Origin of the sequence: Nocardia grenadensis (assembly GCF_050942415.1) — a bacterium.
GTDB classification, from domain to species: domain Bacteria; phylum Actinomycetota; class Actinomycetes; order Mycobacteriales; family Mycobacteriaceae; genus Nocardia; species Nocardia grenadensis.
Genome location: NZ_CP192054.1, coordinates 1,815,632 through 1,831,735 on the forward strand (window position 1 = coordinate 1,815,632; position 16,104 = coordinate 1,831,735).

Below are 16,104 nucleotides of genomic sequence, written 5' to 3' on the forward strand. Positions count from 1 at the left end.
GCGGCGAGCGGCGCCCCCCACCCGCCCTCGGACAATCCCCACCGGCCCACCCGGGCGGGGCCGACTTCCGGCCGGCTCCGCGTAGGTCAGGCGGGCACTCGGTCACCGGTGAGGAAATTGTCGACGAAACGCTCCGCCCGGTCTTCCAGCGCCGCGTAGTGGGCTTGGCGCACCGCGCCGGTGAGTGCCTCGTCGAGCAGCAGATTGCCGTCGGCGTCCACGCGCTGTCGTTTCTCCTCCGCACCGGGCAATAGCCCCACCGACGACTCGGCCAGCCCGCAGTAGTACGCGATACCGTCGTTGAGCTGCATGCCCAACGATTGCTGCATGAGGTCGACGACGCTGTCGTCGTCCGCGGCACCGGCCAGGCCGAGCCACAGCATCCGTTTGCCCGCGAGCCGGGGTTTGCTGCGGCCGTAGGCGAATCCGTAGTTCCAGACGCGGTCGATCCAGCCCTTGAGGATCGCCGGGACCTGCACCCAGTAGACCGGGAACACCGCGACGATGACATCGGCGGCGAGGACGCGCCGCATATGGTTCTCGACCTCCGGAGAGTAGGTCTTCTCCCGGTTTCCCCATTCCGGAAGGTCGGCGGTATTCATCCGGGGATCGAAGTTCTCGGCGTGCAGGTCGAGCAGGTCGATGCGGTAGCCCGCCGCCGTGAGCCGCCGGGCGGCCAGAGCGGCGATATGGGCGGTCAGCGAGTCGGGGCGGGGGTGAGCGACGACGACCAGTGCGGTGCGGGTGGTCGGGGCGTCGTCGATCGTGCTGTGCGACACGGGGTCCTCCATCTCGATCCGGCTCTCCGGATGCTCGGTTGTGCGGTCTGATCTCATTCCACACGCCATCTGATGGACGATCTATGGGTAAAGATCTACATCTGATAGGAGTTCGTCTAACCTCGGTGGGGTGGACCCCTTGAGCACACTGCTGAGCGGCATCCGTGCCGAAGGTGCCGTACTCACCAATGCGGTGCTGGAAGCCCCGTGGAGTATCCGGTTCGCCGACCGCGCACCGCTCACCATGATCACCGTGCTGCGCGGCGGGGGCACGCTCCTGCTGCCCGGCGGGACCGAGCGCCGGATCGAGGCCGGCGACACCGCGATCGTGCGGGGCCCGGAACCGTTCCTCTTCGCCGACCACGCGGACACGGTGGGCCTGCCCCACGACGAATACGAGGTCGCCTGTTTCGCGCCGGACGCCAAATGCGATGCGGCGCTGGACGACGGCCGCTGGGGCGACGATCTGGCCGGCGAGACCGCGCTGATCGTCGGCGCCTACCGGGCGTCGGGGCGGCGCCACGAACGCCTGCTGCGCGCGGTGCCGCCGATTCTGGTGGTCTCCGACGAGGTGGAGGTGTGCGCGTGGATGGAGTCGGTGGCCACGGATGCGGTGCGCCGGCCGGCGGGTGCGCAGGCACTGATGGACCGGCTGCTCGACTGGGCGCTGGTGTGCACGCTGCGTGATTGGTTCGACCAGCAGGACGCGGGCGCACCGGGCTGGTATCGCGGTCCGGCCGATCCGGTGGTGGGGCCGGCGTTGGAGGCCATGCACGGAAAGCCCGCCGCCGGGTGGACGGTCGCCTCGCTGGCTTCGGAAGCGGGGGTATCGCGGGCGTTGTTCGCACGGCGGTTCTCCGAGATCATGGGGCAGTCGCCGCTGGCGTATCTCACCGAATGCCGGATGGACGAGGCGGAAGAGCTGCTCGCCGATCGCAGCCTGACGGTGGCGCAGGTGGCGAAGGCCGTGGGTTATGCGGACGCGTTCGGTTTCAGTGCCGCGTTCAAACGGCATCGAGGTATCCGGCCGAGTGATTTTCGTGCCACCGCCGATATCGGAGCGTGAACTGCGCGTCCGGCGCCCGACCGGGCGGGTGCCGGACGGGTGTGGGAGGGTCGGAGAGTCCTACCGAAGATCACGAAAGGTTCGATATGCGCAGCAATATCCGACATTTCGGCTTCGCCGCGGCGCTGGGCGCTCTGGGCGTTGCGGCAGCGTACGCGGCACCGGGCGCGGGAGCGGCCGTGACGGGAGTGGAGGTGGCCGCCGGGCCGGAAGGGCTGCAGGCCGGATGCGCCTATACGGTGACCGCGACGGTCGACGCACCGCCGTCCGAGGCGGGTGAGGTCACCATCATCAACAGTGGTGGGGAGGTTCCGGGTGGCGGAGAGCGCCTGGGCCAGGCCGTCTATCACCCCGAGAACGGGACCGCGACCTTCGAATGGACGCCGAAATATCCCGGCCGTCAGAACATCACCGCACAGCAGTTCACCCCGGGGCAGTACACCTCGGCGAAATACATCGAAGTCGATGTGCGAGGCCAGGGGCTCGACGCCGGTAGTTCGTGTCTGCCTCTTCCGTAGGCGATTCCACGCACGCCGCCGGATCCGATGATCGGTATGCCCGGCCCGGGATCGGGTACCGAGGCTGCCGCGGCAGAACGGATAGTGGCGGCCGCCGGCGTGGCGCCGAGGTCGTGCCCGGCGATGAGCCCCGCCCGAGCGGCGCTCATCGCCGGCAGGAAGAGCTAGCCGATACCGATCGACTGTGCCACGAACGGCCAGGAGGTGCGCAGATCGTCCTCCCAGTAACCCCAGGAGTGTGTGCCGACCGGCCGATCGTCCAGCGTCACCGGGATGTCCAGCTCACGCAGCCGGTTCGCCAGGTTCACCGTGCAGTACCGGATGGCGGCCTCGATCGGCCCGCCGAACGCGAGCTGCACCGGAAGTGGAATGCGACCTTCCTGCACCCGGCGATCGAAGGGGGTGTCGTGCGGCGCTGCCGGAATACCGCTGCCCGTGCTGAGGTAGACCTCGGTGCCGCGTAGTTCTTCCGCATTGACCAGTGGGTCGTTGGCCCGCCACAGCGGCCCGTTCTGCGGACCCCACATGTTCTCGACGCTCTGCCCGCCACCCCACAGTTCCACGGTGAGCCGGACGAACTCGTGGCCGACCGGGTCGGAGGTCTGGGCGCAGCCGCTGTAGGAGGCCACACTCTTCCAGAAGCCGGGTTTGGCGATGGCCAGGTTCAATACCGAGGTGCCGCTCATCGAAACACCCGCGAGTGCCCGGTTGTCGTCGGCGCCGAGGAACTTCTCGATCACGGGCGGTAGTTCCTCGTTGAGGAATGTCTGCCATTTGTTACGGCCGAGGGCGGCGTCGTCGCGAATCCAGTCGGTGTAATAGGAATTGGCACCGCCGTAGGGTGTGACGACATTGACGTCTTTACCGCTCAGGAACTGGAAGGCGTCGGTCTGCTTGTCCCAGCCGCTCTCGTTCGGGCCGCCACCGGAACCGTTGAGCAGGTACAGTGTCGGCCGCGGCCGCGACGTATCGGCCGCGCGGATCACCTGGATGGGGATCGGCCTGTTCATCGCGGGGGAGAAGACCGTTACGGTCTGCTGCCGGTCGCTCACGTTCTCCGCGGAGACGACGTGCGCCGCATCGGGGGCCGCGGTGGCGGGGCTCGCGGTGCCCGCAAGCCCGGCCGCGGCCAGCGCGGCCGCCAGTCCCCAGCGCAGTGCGCTCGTACGTGTCCATCGCCGTGCAGTCACAGTCGCGAACCTCTCGTGTCGTCGGCCGGGGTCTTCTGACCTCGGCACCTGGAACGGCATCGGGAGGGAATTCGCGTGGGTCCTGCTTCCGGTTTGGTGGTGCGCCGGAATTTTTCGGAGCCGACCGTGCACGGCGGGTGGCGCACCGGGATTCTCCGGGCACTCCGGCCGCCCACGATCGACGAACAGAACCGGGTGGCGAGGAGCTTCCTCGTCACCCGGTTCCGGCTCGCGCGGTTCGCCCGGTCGGGCTCAGACCGCGGCGGTCGCCAGCGCCTCGGTGGCCTGGACGGCCTGCCCGACCCCGGCCACGATCGCCGCGGCACGCAGCGCCTCGAAGATCACCTCGCGCGAAACACCCGCCTCACGCAGCGTGTGCTCATGCGCTTCCAGGCAGTGCCGGCAGCCGTTGATCGAGGACACCGCGAAGGACCAGAGTTCGAAATCGGCCTTGTCGACGCCGGGGGCGCCGATGATCTGCATGCGCAGACCGGCCCGCAGATCGTCGTACTTACCGTCCAGGAACGCCTTGCTCCGGTAGAACACATTGTTCATGCCCATGATGGAGGCGGCGCCCAGCGCGGCGTTGTAGGCCTCGGCGGACAGCACATCGGCCGCCTCTTCGGCGATCTCCCGCAGGGTCGCCGTGGAACGGGTCGCGGCGGCCGCGGCCAGTAGGGTGCCCCACAGCTGCTGCTCGTTGAGCACCGTCGTCCGCGAGATGGACGAGAGGTTGAGCTTGAGGTCCTTGGCGTACTCGGGAAGCGAGCTCTTCAGATTGTCGATACTCACCAGTTCTCCTTCCGCTCAGACGCTCGCGGCCAGCAGTTCGCGCGCGTCGATGGTCGGGTCGCCCTTCTTCCAGTTGCAGGCGCACAGCTCGTCGGACTGCAGCGCGTCCAGCACCCGCAGCACCTCGTCGACATTGCGGCCCACGGAACCGGCGGTCACCGACACGAACTGGATCTCGTTGTTCGGGTCGATGATGAAGGTGGCGCGGTCGGCGACGCCGTCGGCATTGAGAACGCCGGTGGCGGTGGCCAGTTCACGCTTGAGGTCGGACAGGATGGGGAAGGGCAGCGTCTTCAGGTCCTCATGCTGGGCCCGCCACTGGAAGTGCACGAACTCGTTGTCCACGGACGCGCCGAGGACCTGGGCGTCACGGTCGGCGAACTCTTCGTTCAGCTTGCCGAACGCGGCGATCTCGGTCGGGCACACGAAGGTGAAGTCCTTCGGCCAGAAAAACACGATCCGCCACTTGCCCGCGTGATCGGCGCTGGTGACCCGGGTGAAATAGTCGTCCGGCTGCTGAGCGTCGACCTTGGACAAGTCACCGCCGATCACCGCGGTGAGGTCGTAGGCGGGGAACTGGTCGCCGATGGTCAGCAGGGGCATGCCCGAAACTCCTTCTTGTATCAGTGGTACCGGCGTGGTCGTTTTGCAGCCGGTAAGGCGAAAGCTCGTAACTAATCTTGCCGAAACACCGGCAAAAGGCAAAAGTGATGAGTGGCACTAGACTGATAGGTATGTCCGATCAGTCTTATCAGCCCACCCTGTCGCAGCTGCGTGCGTTCGTCGCGGTCGCCGAATACCGGCATTTCGGTACGGCCGCGGCCCGGCTCGAGGTGAGCCAGCCCACGTTGTCGCAGTCCTTGGCCTCACTGGAAAGCGGACTCGGACTGCAGCTCATCGAGCGCAGCACCCGGCGCGTACTGGTGACCGCGGCAGGAGCCCGGCTGCTCCCCGACGCCACGGCCACGCTGGAAGCCGCGGACCGTTTCCTGGCCTCGGCGACGGGTGAAACCCTCGCCGGGGTACTCCGCATCGGAATCATCCCCACTGCAGCCCCCTACATCCTCCCAGCTCTGCTGCCCACCCTGCATCGCAAACTTCCCGCGCTGACCCCGCAGGTGATCGAGGACAAAACGGCCCGCCTGATCGACGAACTGCGTGCCGGACTGCTCGACGTCGCAGTGCTCGCCCTTCCCGCCGAGGCTGCGGGTCTGGTCGAGATTCCGCTGTATACAGAGGAATTCGTTCTGGTGACCCCCGCCGGCCACGCATTGGCCGGTCGGGCCGATCTCGAACCCGCGGCGCTGAGCGCGCTCCCGATGCTGCTCCTCGACGAGGGACACTGCCTGCGAGACCAGACCCTCGAACTGTGCCGTTCCACGGAAGTCCACCCGGGCGGGGTCGGGGACACCCGCGCGGCGTCGTTGTCCACGGTGGTCCAGTGTGTGGCCGGGGGGCTCGGGATCACTCTCATCCCGGAGATGGCGGTCGCGGCCGAGACCGGCCGCGGCGCACTCGAAACCGCACGTTTCGCGAATCCGGCGCCGGGACGCACTCTCGGCTTGGTCTTCCGTGCCTCCAGCGGCCGGGCCGACGACTACGCCTACCTCGCCGAAATTATCTGCACCCAGCGGCCGTTCTGACCCTTTGCGTGCTTCCGCCGGGTACGGGGGTCGGGTGCAATGCCGCGAGTCGGCGGATCGAGGTGGGTGTCAAGTCGCGGTGGTGGGTTTCGGGTGATCTGAGATGGGACAGGGGAACTGCAGGTAGAGGGGTTGTCGACCGAGATCGTCCTCGTTGCAGGAGTTCCACTGTTCGTTCGGTCTGTCGTGTCCCGGGCCGGCGGAGTGGCGGCGGGTACGTTCGCGCCAGGGCATTTGGGTGCGTTGGCCCAGGGCGTGCCGTTCGAGATGGCTAGCAGCATCCGGATCGAGGTGGCGTCCAGCACCATTTTCACCGCCGCCTTGTACGCCGCCCGCGATCGGGTCATCCAGGCTGACGGTGTCATCGCCGCCGCACCGTCGATTCATCGGCAGCGCCGTCCTGGCCGATCCGCTACCGGCCCGCCGGACACGCATGGCCCGCGCGTGGTCAACGCGGCATCACTTGCGCGGAGTCGGCGAGCGGGATCGGCTGTGCCGGTCACCCTTCGTGGTCGGTAGCTGTTCCGGTCTCGCCCGCCGAGAGGTCGCGGTGATCCCGCGGGGGTGCCGGGGTCAGTTGCCACCGGCTGCGTCCGAGTGGTCCGCAATATCGAGGACGGCGAGAAACGCCGATGCCGCCGGGCTGCGGGAGAAGCTGTTCCAGATGAGGTACTCGACCCGGGCGGGGGCATCGGCGACCTCGACGGTGACCACGCCGGTGAGCTGCGGTGTGTAGGCGGAAGGCAGCATGGCCACGCCCAGGTCCTGTTCGACGAGGCGGGCGATGTACTCGGCGGAGGACACCTCGAAGGCGACTTCACGGTCGATTCCGGCGGCGGCGAACGCCTGATCGGATTGCGCGCGCCCGGCGGTCCCGGCCGGGAGGTCGACGAAGGTTTCGGCGGACAGGCGCAGCAGGTCGACCGAGGCCTCGCGGGCGAGTGGATGTTCGGGAGCGACCACGGCGACCAGGCGATCACGGGCGAGTTCGTGGGCAGTGACACCGCGAGGACGCGCGGTGGTCGGCAGACCGAGAAAAGCGATATCGAGTGCGTCTTCGCGTACCTGATCGGTGAGCTCGTCGCTTGCCCCCATCCGGAGGCTGATCCGGACATTCGGGTAACGGCCGCGGAACTCGCGCAGCGCGGCGGGGAGGTCGACCGCGGTGACCGAGGGAATCAGGCCGACAGCGAGCCGGCCGCGCACCTCGCCCACTGCGGCGGCGGCCGCGGCGACGGCGCGTTCGGCGGCGTCCAGGCATTGGCGCGCGGCCGGGAGGAACGCAACGCCTGCGGGGGTCAGCCGGACCCGGCGGCTGGTGCGCTCGAACAGTTTCGCGCCGAGTTCGCGCTCCAGGCGGGCGATCTGGTGGCTGAGCGCTGATTGGACGACCAGGCAGCGCTGGGCGGCTCGGGTGAAGTTGTGTGTTTCGGCGACGGCCAGCACATAGCGCAGCTGTTGCAGCTCCATGGGATCAATCTTGTATCGAGATCGTTCGAGTGACAAACATGTGTTGGACTCATCGAAATCGCGGAGCGAGACTTCGAGAGTGAAAAGTCCAGCTGTCCAAAAACTCCCCGCGGGCGTCGGGGATTCGCGCCGGGGCGATCTGCCCCGGGCCGCGCTCACCGCGTTCGCGCCGGTCGCCTGGGGCACGACCTATATCGTCACGACCGAGCTGCTCCCGCCAGGGCATCCGTTCTTCGCGGGTCTGCTGCGCGCGCTACCGGCCGGACTCATCGCCCTGGCGATCACTCCGACCCTGCCGCGCGGAGCGTGGTGGGGCCGGGCCACGGTCCTGGGGGTGCTCAATATCGGCCTGCTGTTCCCGCTGCTGTTCATTGCGGCCGAACGGCTGCCCGGTGGGGTCGCCGCCACGCTGGCGGCCGCGCAACCGCTGGTCGTCGCGTTGCTGGCGGTAGCCGTGCTGCACGAGAGCCCGTCGGGGTGGCGGATGGCCTGGGGCACGACCGGATTGGTGGGCGTCGGTCTGGTGGTGCTCGGACCGGCCGCGGCGTTCGACCTCATCGGAGTCGCCGCCGGGCTGGGCGGCGCGGCCTCGATGGCGTTGGGCCTGACGCTCACCAAACGTTGGGGCCGGCCCGCCGGGGTGGGCCCGACCGCTTTCGCCGGTTGGCAGCTCACGGCGGGCGGGCTCTTCCTGGCGCCACTCACGCTCCTGATCGAGGGCTCTCCGCCGGCGATCGGGCTGTCCGCTGCCTTCGGGTATCTCTGGCTCGGCCTGTTCGGTGGGCTCATCGCCTATGTGCTGTGGTTCCGCGGTGTCACCACCCTGCCGGTGAACTCCGTCGCGATCCTCACATTGCTCTCGCCGCTGGTGGCCGCCGTTCTCGGTGCCGCCCTGCTCGGCCAGACCCTCGGCCCGATTCAGCTGGCGGGGTTCGGGCTCGCGCTGGCCGCGATCGTCGCGGGTCAGCTTCCCGGGCCGGTCAGGCGGCGCGGCACCCCTGTCACTCTCGCGACGAAGGAGATATCGCGATGAAGATCGTTGTCGTCGGAGCCGCCGGGATGGTCGGTCCCCGGGTCGTCGCCGAAGCTGCTCACCGCGGACACGACCCGGTGGCCGTCTTCCGGAACGGGCGACCGGTCCTGCTGCCGTCCGGTGTGGTCGCCGTACAGGGTGACGCGAACGACCGCTCGCGGATCAGCGAAATATCGGCCGGTGCGGATGCTGTCGTGGTCGCCACCCGGCCGGTTCCCGGCCAGGAGCATACGGTGGCCGCGAGCACCCACACGCTACTCGACGTGGCGGCCGCGCACGGAATTCGCGTCCTCGTCGTGGGCGGTGCCGCACCCCTGCGGAACCCGGCGCATCCCGAACGGCTCGTGCTCGACAGCCCCGAATTCGTGCCCGAGCCGATCCGCACGATCGCGGGCGCCAGTGTCGCTCAATTGGAAGCCTGCCGTGCCCATCCGGCCGACTGGGTCTATCTGAGTCCGCCCGCCGTGCTGGAGCCGGCCGCGCGCACGGGAAAGTACCGGCGCGGGACCACCACGCTTGTAGTCGATGCTGCGGGTAACTCCCGGATCTCGGCCGACGACCTCGCTGTGGCGATTGTCGACGAAGTCGAGAATTCCGGTGGAGTAAGGCATTTCACGGTCGGCTACTGAACCGGAGATCGGGATGCGGCGCGTTCTCGATATCGCGATCGTCCTCGTGGTGCTCGGGACGGCACTCGTCGCGCCCGGATCTGCACAGCGGTGGTCCTTTCCCACCGCCCTGGAACTACCCGCCGGGTTCGCGCCGGAAGGTATCGCGACGGCCGGTACCGGGGGCGATCTACGACGCCTTCGACGTCACCCAGCGCGGGGCATTCTCCCGCGCGACGACAGCTGGCAGTTCAAGACGCTCATGTCGGCCTCGAAGATTCCGGCACTCCTGCAGCGCATCAGGTTCTGGCCGGGCGATCAGGTCAGCGAACGGATGTCGGCGATCTCGTACTCGGCCACCGAAGCACCGTGAATCGCCGCATCCTGCTCGTCGCCGGTACCCGAGCCGCGAAACGCTTCCACCGATTCCCGGTCCGCCCAGCGCTCGAAGATATTGATGCGCGCGGGAGCGGTGAGATCGGGGCTCAGTGCGAAATCCAGGCAGCCGGGCGCCGAGCGGGCCTGCTCGACCACCCCGATGCACCCGTCGAGGTAGGCGGCGCGGGCCGATGGATCGACGGTGAGATGTCCGGCGACGATGAGCATGCTGTCTCTCCCTGGGTATCCGGTGATGTCACCTTTCCAGACGGGTCGGCACGGGCGAACTCATCGCTGATCCACCAGCGAATCACCCGGCGCGAGTAAGTCGTCCGGTGGCGGACCCCATCCGCCGCCGGACGCAAGCGATCAGACCCGGGGCCCGAACCGTTCCAGGACGGCACTGGCCTCCTGGGTGGCGGTGCCCTCGGCGGCGAGGTGCGCCATGGCTTCCGGGATGGCGCGGCCGTGGTGGGCCATGGCCTGGGCGTACAACCGGCCCGCACGGTAGGAGGACCGCACCAGCGGTCCGGCACCATGACTGCGGCGCAACCGATCTCGTCGCTGGTCCTCGAAGAAACCGCTGGTGCGCTGCGAAGGGCCGCGACTCAACCCCACGGGTCGATTACGCGTACTCCCGCGGCCTGGAAGGGGGCCGTATCCCGGGTGGCTACGGACATGTTCGTGGCCGCGGCCGTAGCCGCTATCAAGCCGTCCGCTGTGGCAATCGGCCTTCCGGCTGTGCGGGCCGTGGCCATGACGTCGGCATAAGCGGCCGAGGCGGCCAGATCGAAGGCGAGCACACGGCCTGTGAACAGCGGCAACACACGAGTCTCGACTCTGGTTCTCAGAAGGTCTCTGCGGCGCCCCACGGGCATGGCCGCAATCCCGAAGCGCAGCTCGGCCACGGTGACGGCCGACAGATACAGCGTGTGGAGGGGCTGGGCGTCGATCCACTCGACCACTACCGCCTCGGGTGCTTTGCGAAGTGGTTCGGAGATGACATTGGTGTCGAGGATGATCACCCGTACTCCAGCGGATCGGCGGGCCGGCGGTCTCGGTCGAGGAGGGCGCCGACCTCGTCGTCGGTGAGCTCGATTTCCCTGCCGATATCGCTCAGCAGAGTGCCGAGGCCGACCTCCGGCGTGGGTGAGACGGTTTCGATGAGGATTGCCCGGACCTCGGCTTCGGTGCTGCGTCCGTGCTGGGCTGCTCGGACACGGAGCGCCTCACGCACGTCATCGGGAAGATCTCGGACCGTTAGTCTTGCCATATACGCTCACCCGCCTCGCTTGCCGTCGACAGCGCCATTGACTTCAATGGCTTCATTGTAGTCGACGCGAGGGTCCTGGGGCCTCAACCGGAGTGGCTTCCCGGGCAACCTTGCGGAGGGTGCTCCGGTCCGTCGGCGGTACCGGCGGACCGGAGCGGAAACCCTCAGACCCGGGACCCGAACCGTTCCAAGACGGCACTGGCCTCCTGGGTGGCGGTGCCCTCGGCGGCGAGGTGCGCCATGGCTTCCGGGATGGGGCGGCCGTGGTGGGCCATGGCCTGGGCGTACAACCGGCCCGCGCGGTAGGAGGACCGCACCAGCGGTCCGGCCATCACTCCGGCGAAACCGATTTCCTCGGCGAGCTTCGAATGCTCCACGAACTCCTCGGGTTTCACCCAGCGGTCCACCGGGTGATGGCGCGGCGAGGGGCGCAGGTACTGGGTGATGGTGAGGATATCGCAGCCGGCCTCGTGCAGGTCGCGCATGGCCTGGGTGACCTCGTCGGGGGTTTCGCCCATACCGAGGATCAGATTGGACTTGGTGACCAGGCCGTCGGCGCGGGCCGCGGTGAGTACCTCGAGCGATCGCTCGTAGCGGAAGGCGGGGCGGATCCGCTTGAACACCCGGGGCACGGTCTCCAGGTTGTGCGCCAGCACCTCCGGGCGGGAGGAGAAGACCTCGGCGAGCTGATCCGGTCTCGCGTTGAAATCGGGGATGAGTAGTTCGACGCCGGTGGCCGGGTTGAGTTTCTTGATGGCCCGCACGGTTTCGGCGTAGAGCCAGGCGCCGCCGTCCTCCAGGTCGTCGCGGGCGACGCCGGTGATGGTCGAATAGCGCAGGCCCATGGCCTGGACGCTCTCGGCGACCCGGCGGGGTTCGTCACGGTCCAGCGGCGAGGGCTTGCCGGTATCGATCTGGCAGAAGTCGCAACGCCGGGTGCACTGTTCGCCGCCGATGAGGAAGGTGGCCTCGCGGTCTTCCCAGCATTCGAAGATATTGGGGCAGCCCGCTTCCTCGCAGACCGTATGCAGACCCTCACGTTTCACCAGGCCCTTGAGCTCGGTGTATTCCGGGCCCATGGTGGCGCGGGTGCGGATCCAGCCGGGTTTGCGTTCGATCGGGGTCTCGGCATTGCGGGCCTCGATACGCAGCAGTTTGCGGCCGGTGGGAGCTTGGGCGGAGGTCATGCTGCGTCCATCGGGCATGAGCGAGGGCCCTCCGTGGTTACGCTGCGCTGCCGCCTCCGGGCCTGACTCGCTCATGCTGTTGCACCTTTCGGATCGCGTGCCGCGGTGGCGGCGGCGTGGTCCGCGACGGCCGGGGTGGCGGCCCGCGGGATATCGTGCTCGGTGACCGGGATCGCACCGTCGAGCGCGGCCGGAAGGGTCTCGGCGATACGCGGCGTGACCTCGGCGACGGTGACCTCGCGGCCGAGCTCCTGGCTCAGGCTGGTCGAACCGACATCGCGGATCCCGCAGGCGACGATGGCGCCGAACGCGCCGAGATCGGCATTGCAGTTCAGCGAGATGCCGTGCAGGGTGACCCCCCGCTGTACCCGGATCCCGATCGAGGCGATCTTGCGCTCGGGCAGCAAACCGGACGCGGGCAGCCAGACACCGGAGCGTCCGGGGACCCGTCCGCATTCGACGCCGAGATCGGTGACGGTCCGGATGAGGGCCTGTTCGAGGCGCCGGACGTAGTCGACCACGTCGATCGGTTCGGCGAGCCGGATGATGGGATAGCCGACCAGCTGTCCCGGACCGTGCCAGGTGATCTTGCCGCCTCGGTCCACATCGATCACGGGGCTGCCGTCGGTGGGCCGATCGGCCTCCTCGGTACGGCGGCCGGCGGTGTAGACGGAGGGATGTTCGAGCAGGAGCAAGGTGTCGGTACCGGCGCCGTCCGCCCGGCAGGCGGCGAGTTCACGCTGCAGATCCCACGCCTGCTGATAATCGATGAGACCCAGTTCACGCACGTCGACGGGGGTGCTGTCGTAACGAGCCGACCGGGTTGCGGTGCGGGTGTTGTTCACCTTCATGACGTTACGCTCATCTCCAGGCTGAGCTGCATCAGCGTCAGATCCATCCAGCGGCCGAACTTGCGGCCAACCTCCGGAAGTACGCCCACCGTGCGGAAACCGAATCGTTCGTGCAGGGCGATGGAACCGGTATTGCTCGCTTCGATGGCCGCGACCATGGCGTGGATTTCACCGGACTTCTCGGCGCGGCCGATCAGCTCGGTCAGCAGGGTGGCGCCGATCCCGCGCCGCTGGAACCGGTCGGCGATATAGACCGAATTCTCCACGGTGTGGCGATACCCGGATTTGGGCCGCCACGGCCCGTAACTGGCGTACCCGGCGAGTTCGCCGCCCACTTCGGCGACGAGTACGGGCCGGCCGTGTTCGGTGCGGTTGCGGAACCAGGCGATGCGCTCGTCCAGCCCGACGGGTTCGTCGTCCCAGATGGCCGTGGTCTCGGCGATGGCGCGATTATGGATCTCCAGGATCGCGGGAAGGTCCTCGGTGCGCGCCTCCCGGACCGAGGTGACGCCGGCCGTCATCGGCCCACCGCGGCGGCCAGTGCCGCGCCGACGGTGGCGTGCCGGAACTCGTACCCCGTGTCCTCGAGCACGCGCGGCAGGGCCCGCGGACTGTGCAGGATCGCTTCCTCCGCGAACTCGCCGACCACCAGGCGCAGCGCGATACCCGGGACGAACAGCGGTGTCGGCCGATTCAGGGCCTTACCGAGCGCGCGGGTGAAGGCGGCATTGGTAACCGGGGCGGGGCCCACGGCATTGAGCGGGCCCCGTACCGATTCGTTGGTGAGCGCATGCCGGATCGCGCCGACCTCGTCGTCGAGCGAGATCCACGGCTGATACTGGCGTCCGCTGCCCAGCCGGCCGCCCAGACCCAGCAGGAACAGCGTGCGCAGTTGCGGGAGCATGCCACCGGCGCCGGTGAGCACGACCCCGCTGCGCAGCAGCACCGTGCGGGTCCCGGCCTCGGTGGCCGCGTGGGTCGCGGCCTCCCAGTCGCGACACAGCGTGGGCAGGAAACCGGTTCCCAGCGGGCCGCTCTCGTCCACCGCGCGCACGCCGGTATCCCCGTAGTAGTGGACGCCGCTGGCATTGACCAGCGTCGGGACCCCGGCCCGGGCCACCGCCGTCGCGAGGACATCGGTCGGGGTGATCCGGCTGTCGCGGAGCAGTTGCTTGTACGCGCCGGTCCAGCGTTTGTCGCCGATACCGGCCCCGCACAGGTTCACCACCGCGTCGGCGCCGTCCAGGATCCGCGGATCGAGTTCACCCTGGGCGGGATCCCAGTGACGCTCGTCGGGCGCGGCGGCCGGGCGCCGGACCAGCCGGATCACCTGTTCCTCGTCGCGGCGCAACGCCGCGACGAGCGCGGTTCCGATCAGTCCGGACGAACCGGCCACCACAACCGACATCGCCATTGCCCCTTACAGGCCCAGGTCGGCCTCGAACGCCGCCTCTTCGAGGCGGTGCCGGATGGTCGTGAGGAACCGGCCGGCATCCGCGCCGTCGACGAGGCGGTGATCGTAGGTCAGCGGCAGGTAGCACATCGAGCGGACGCCGATGAACTCGCTACCGGACTCGTCGGTGACCACGGTCGGGCGCTTCACGATGGCACCCGTGCCCAGCATCCCCGCCTGCGGCGGGACGAGGATCGGGGTATCGAACAGGGCGCCCTGGCTGCCGATATTGGTGATGGTGAAGGTGCCACCGGCCAGCTCGTCCGGCTTCAGGCCGCCGGTGCGGGCCCGGTTGGCGATATCGGCGATGGCCCGGGCCAGGCCGGCCAGCGACAGGTCGCTGGCATTGTGGATCACCGGGGAGAGCAGGCCCTGTTCGGTGTCCACCGCGATACCCAGGTGCACCGACGCGTGGTAGGTGATCTCCTTGCTGTTCGCGTCGTAGCTGGCATTGACGTTCGGGTGCACCCCGAGCGCCTCCACCACGGCCTTGGCGAAGAACGGCAGGAAGGTCAGGTTCACGCCCTCGCGCTTGGCGAAATCGGCCTTGGCCCGCTTGCGCAATGCGGCGATCTTGGTGACGTCGGCCTCGTGCACCTGGGTGAGCTGCGCGGTGGTCTGCAGCGACTCCAGGGTCTTGGTCGCGGTGATCTGCCGGATCCGATTGGCCTTCTTTGTGGTTCCGCGCAGGGCCGCCAGCGCGGGGCTGGGGGCGGCGGCCGCCTTGGCCGGTGCCGCGGCGGCGGGCGCGGCGGCCGCCGGTGCCGCGGCGGCCGGAGCCTTCTTGGCCTCGGCGGCGGCGAGCACATCCTGCTTACGGATCCGGCCGCCGACCCCCGAACCGGTGACCGACGCCAGGTCGACGCCGTTCTCCTCGGCCAGTTTGCGGACCAGCGGGGTGACGTACGGGGTGGCGCCGTTACCGGCGGCGGCCGGGGCGGCGGGGGCCGGAGCGGCAGCCGCGAGTGCGGGAGCCTGAGCGGGGGCAGGTGCCGGTTCCGGGGCCGGTGCGGGAGCCGGGGCCGGTGCGGGAGCCGGGGCCGGTGCGGGAGCCGGGGCCGGTGCGGGAGCCGGGGCCGGCGCGGGAGCCGGTTCGGGCTCGGGGGCGGGCGCCGGTGCGGGAGCCGAACCGCTCGCGGGAGCGCCGGAGCCGATCACACCGAGCTGACCGCCGACCTCGACCACATCGTCTTCCTGCGCGGTGATCTCCAGCAGGGTGCCCGCGACGGGGGACGGGATCTCGGTGTCGACCTTGTCGGTGGAGACCTCGAGCAGCGGCTCGTCGACCGCGACCTCGTCACCGATCGCCTTGAGCCACCGGGTCACTGTGCCCTCGGTGACCGATTCGCCGAGCTCCGGCATCTTCACCGAGGTACCGGAGGCGGCGGAGTCGGCGGCGGGGGCCGGGGCCTGGGCCGGGGCGGGCTCCGGTTCCGTGGGGGCCTGCTGGGTCTGCTCGGCGGGAGCGGACGTGGGTTCGGCGGCGGCCGGTTCGGGAGCCGGGGCGGGCTCGGCGGCCTCGCCGGCGTCACCGATGACACCCAGTTCGCCACCCACCTCGACGACGTCGTCCTCATTGGCGACGATCTTCGTCAACACACCCGCCGCGGGGGACGGGATCTCGGTGTCGACCTTGTCGGTGGAGACCTCGAGCAGCGGCTCGTCGACCTCGACCGTGTCTCCTTCCTGCTTCAGCCACCGTGTCACCGTTCCCTCGGTGACGCTCTCACCAAGAGCGGGCATCTGGACGGAGAAGGCCATGTCCGTTGACTCCTCTAACTGCTCGACGGGTCTACAACAGTTCGTTCCGGTGGATCCTGTCGCGGGTCGCGGCGGTGTTCCAGCCGGCGTTCATTCTGCGCG

At 68.9% G+C, this 16,104-nt stretch carries 19 protein-coding genes and 1 pseudogene; 6 read left to right on the plus strand and 14 right to left on the minus strand.

Annotated elements, in window-relative coordinates; all coding sequences use genetic code 11:
* Window positions 1-86: 86 nt before the first annotated feature.
* Window positions 87-779: an NAD(P)H oxidoreductase gene (locus ACQPYS_RS08160; RefSeq protein ID WP_433492202.1), complete on the minus strand. Its 693-nt coding sequence runs from the start codon at window positions 777-779 to the stop codon at window positions 87-89.
* Between the two features lie 130 nt (window positions 780-909).
* On the opposite strand from ACQPYS_RS08160, the gene ACQPYS_RS08165 reads away from it, so the two are divergent.
* Both ACQPYS_RS08165 and ACQPYS_RS08170 read left to right on the plus strand, forming a co-directional pair.
* Window positions 910-1,845 (plus strand): AraC family transcriptional regulator, encoded by a 936-nt coding sequence (locus ACQPYS_RS08165; RefSeq protein ID WP_431941851.1) that lies wholly within the window; start codon window positions 910-912, stop codon window positions 1,843-1,845.
* Window positions 1,846-1,931: 86 nt separating this feature from the next.
* On the plus strand, window positions 1,932-2,363 hold the full coding sequence (locus ACQPYS_RS08170; RefSeq protein ID WP_433492203.1) for a hypothetical protein: 432 nt from the start codon (window positions 1,932-1,934) through the stop codon (window positions 2,361-2,363).
* 164 nt (window positions 2,364-2,527) lie between these two features.
* Here the strand turns inward: ACQPYS_RS08170 and ACQPYS_RS08175 are convergent, their stop codons facing one another.
* The 3 genes from ACQPYS_RS08175 to ACQPYS_RS08185 all read right to left on the minus strand — a co-directional run bounded on the left by ACQPYS_RS08175 (window position 2,528) and on the right by ACQPYS_RS08185 (window position 4,948).
* A complete protein-coding gene (locus ACQPYS_RS08175; RefSeq protein ID WP_433492204.1) occupies window positions 2,528-3,553 on the minus strand; it encodes an alpha/beta hydrolase in 1,026 nt (341 codons plus the stop codon).
* Window positions 3,554-3,805: 252 nt separating this feature from the next.
* Window positions 3,806-4,345, minus strand: a complete 540-nt coding sequence (locus ACQPYS_RS08180; protein ID WP_063036680.1) for a carboxymuconolactone decarboxylase family protein — start codon at window positions 4,343-4,345, stop codon at window positions 3,806-3,808.
* 15 nt (window positions 4,346-4,360) lie between these two features.
* Complete coding sequence (locus ACQPYS_RS08185) at window positions 4,361-4,948, minus strand: peroxiredoxin (RefSeq protein WP_063036678.1); 588 nt, start codon at window positions 4,946-4,948, stop codon at window positions 4,361-4,363.
* A 131-nt stretch (window positions 4,949-5,079) separates the two neighbouring features.
* On the opposite strand from ACQPYS_RS08185, the gene ACQPYS_RS08190 reads away from it, so the two are divergent.
* A complete protein-coding gene (locus tag ACQPYS_RS08190) occupies window positions 5,080-5,988 on the plus strand; it encodes a hydrogen peroxide-inducible genes activator (RefSeq protein ID WP_063036676.1) in 909 nt (302 codons plus the stop codon).
* Between the two features lie 573 nt (window positions 5,989-6,561).
* Here the strand turns inward: ACQPYS_RS08190 and ACQPYS_RS08195 are convergent.
* Window positions 6,562-7,458, minus strand: coding sequence for a LysR family transcriptional regulator (locus ACQPYS_RS08195; protein WP_063036672.1), 897 nt, complete (start codon window positions 7,456-7,458; stop codon window positions 6,562-6,564).
* A gap of 79 nt (window positions 7,459-7,537) precedes the next feature.
* On the opposite strand from ACQPYS_RS08195, the gene ACQPYS_RS08200 reads away from it, so the two are divergent.
* The 3 genes from ACQPYS_RS08200 to ACQPYS_RS08210 are packed head-to-tail and all read left to right on the plus strand — an operon-like array spanning window position 7,538 to window position 9,472.
* Window positions 7,538-8,491 carry an EamA family transporter gene (locus tag ACQPYS_RS08200; RefSeq protein ID WP_433492205.1) on the plus strand — a complete coding sequence of 318 codons (954 nt, stop codon included), beginning with the start codon at window positions 7,538-7,540 and terminating at the stop codon, window positions 8,489-8,491.
* Window positions 8,488-9,120, plus strand: coding sequence for an NAD(P)-dependent oxidoreductase (locus ACQPYS_RS08205; protein ID WP_433492206.1), 633 nt, complete (start codon window positions 8,488-8,490; stop codon window positions 9,118-9,120). Before ACQPYS_RS08200 ends, ACQPYS_RS08205 begins: the two co-directional genes overlap by 4 nt.
* Window positions 9,121-9,133: 13 nt before the next feature.
* On the plus strand, window positions 9,134-9,472 hold the full coding sequence (locus tag ACQPYS_RS08210) for a hypothetical protein (RefSeq protein WP_433492207.1): 339 nt from the start codon (window positions 9,134-9,136) through the stop codon (window positions 9,470-9,472).
* Here ACQPYS_RS08210 and ACQPYS_RS08215 read toward each other — a convergent pair.
* From ACQPYS_RS08215 to sucB, 9 genes and pseudogenes are all read right to left on the minus strand, one after another.
* Window positions 9,418-9,705 carry a putative quinol monooxygenase gene (locus ACQPYS_RS08215; RefSeq protein WP_433492208.1) on the minus strand — a complete coding sequence of 96 codons (288 nt, stop codon included), beginning with the start codon at window positions 9,703-9,705 and terminating at the stop codon, window positions 9,418-9,420. The genes ACQPYS_RS08210 and ACQPYS_RS08215 overlap by 55 nt on opposite strands.
* Window positions 9,706-9,846: 141 nt before the next feature.
* A pseudogene (locus ACQPYS_RS08220) lies at window positions 9,847-10,052 on the minus strand (lipoyl synthase); the annotation flags it as partial.
* Window positions 10,053-10,085: 33 nt separating this feature from the next.
* Window positions 10,086-10,502, minus strand: a complete 417-nt coding sequence (locus ACQPYS_RS08225; protein ID WP_431941858.1) for a type II toxin-antitoxin system VapC family toxin — start codon at window positions 10,500-10,502, stop codon at window positions 10,086-10,088.
* On the minus strand, window positions 10,499-10,750 hold the full coding sequence (locus ACQPYS_RS08230) for a FitA-like ribbon-helix-helix domain-containing protein (protein ID WP_431941859.1): 252 nt from the start codon (window positions 10,748-10,750) through the stop codon (window positions 10,499-10,501). The genes ACQPYS_RS08225 and ACQPYS_RS08230 overlap by 4 nt, the downstream gene beginning before the upstream one ends.
* Window positions 10,751-10,914: 164 nt before the next feature.
* The gene (gene lipA / locus ACQPYS_RS08235; RefSeq protein WP_431941877.1) at window positions 10,915-11,937 is read right to left on the minus strand and encodes a lipoyl synthase; all 1,023 of its coding nucleotides are present in this window, start codon (window positions 11,935-11,937) and stop codon (window positions 10,915-10,917) included.
* A 71-nt stretch (window positions 11,938-12,008) separates the two neighbouring features.
* Window positions 12,009-12,788, minus strand: a complete 780-nt coding sequence (gene lipB / locus ACQPYS_RS08240; RefSeq protein ID WP_063036664.1) for a lipoyl(octanoyl) transferase LipB — start codon at window positions 12,786-12,788, stop codon at window positions 12,009-12,011.
* Window positions 12,785-13,309, minus strand: a complete 525-nt coding sequence (locus tag ACQPYS_RS08245; protein WP_431941860.1) for an N-acetyltransferase family protein — start codon at window positions 13,307-13,309, stop codon at window positions 12,785-12,787. Before ACQPYS_RS08245 ends, lipB begins: the two co-directional genes overlap by 4 nt.
* Window positions 13,306-14,196, minus strand: a complete 891-nt coding sequence (locus ACQPYS_RS08250; RefSeq protein WP_431941861.1) for a TIGR01777 family oxidoreductase — start codon at window positions 14,194-14,196, stop codon at window positions 13,306-13,308. The genes ACQPYS_RS08245 and ACQPYS_RS08250 overlap by 4 nt, the downstream gene beginning before the upstream one ends.
* A 12-nt stretch (window positions 14,197-14,208) precedes the next feature.
* Complete coding sequence (gene sucB / locus ACQPYS_RS08255; protein WP_433492209.1) at window positions 14,209-16,002, minus strand: 2-oxoglutarate dehydrogenase, E2 component, dihydrolipoamide succinyltransferase; 1,794 nt, start codon at window positions 16,000-16,002, stop codon at window positions 14,209-14,211.
* Between the last annotated feature and the right edge of the window lie 102 nt (window positions 16,003-16,104).

Coding starts and splice junctions, on each gene's coding strand:
- ACQPYS_RS08170 (WP_433492203.1), top strand. CDS start 1,932: ATGCGCAGCAATATCCGACATTTCGGCTTCGCCGCGGCGCTGGGCGCT.
- ACQPYS_RS08185 (WP_063036678.1), bottom strand. CDS start 4,948: ATGCCCCTGCTGACCATCGGCGACCAGTTCCCCGCCTACGACCTCACC.
- ACQPYS_RS08190 (WP_063036676.1), top strand. CDS start 5,080: ATGTCCGATCAGTCTTATCAGCCCACCCTGTCGCAGCTGCGTGCGTTC.
- ACQPYS_RS08195 (WP_063036672.1), bottom strand. CDS start 7,458: ATGGAGCTGCAACAGCTGCGCTATGTGCTGGCCGTCGCCGAAACACAC.
- ACQPYS_RS08205 (WP_433492206.1), top strand. CDS start 8,488: ATGAAGATCGTTGTCGTCGGAGCCGCCGGGATGGTCGGTCCCCGGGTC.
- ACQPYS_RS08210 (WP_433492207.1), top strand. CDS start 9,134: ATGCGGCGCGTTCTCGATATCGCGATCGTCCTCGTGGTGCTCGGGACG.
- ACQPYS_RS08215 (WP_433492208.1), bottom strand. CDS start 9,705: ATGCTCATCGTCGCCGGACATCTCACCGTCGATCCATCGGCCCGCGCC.
- ACQPYS_RS08230 (WP_431941859.1), bottom strand. CDS start 10,750: ATGGCAAGACTAACGGTCCGAGATCTTCCCGATGACGTGCGTGAGGCG.
- lipA (WP_431941877.1), bottom strand. CDS start 11,937: ATGACCTCCGCCCAAGCTCCCACCGGCCGCAAACTGCTGCGTATCGAG.
- lipB (WP_063036664.1), bottom strand. CDS start 12,788: ATGAAGGTGAACAACACCCGCACCGCAACCCGGTCGGCTCGTTACGAC.
- ACQPYS_RS08245 (WP_431941860.1), bottom strand. CDS start 13,309: ATGACGGCCGGCGTCACCTCGGTCCGGGAGGCGCGCACCGAGGACCTT.
- ACQPYS_RS08250 (WP_431941861.1), bottom strand. CDS start 14,196: ATGTCGGTTGTGGTGGCCGGTTCGTCCGGACTGATCGGAACCGCGCTC.
- sucB (WP_433492209.1), bottom strand. CDS start 16,002: ATGGCCTTCTCCGTCCAGATGCCCGCTCTTGGTGAGAGCGTCACCGAG.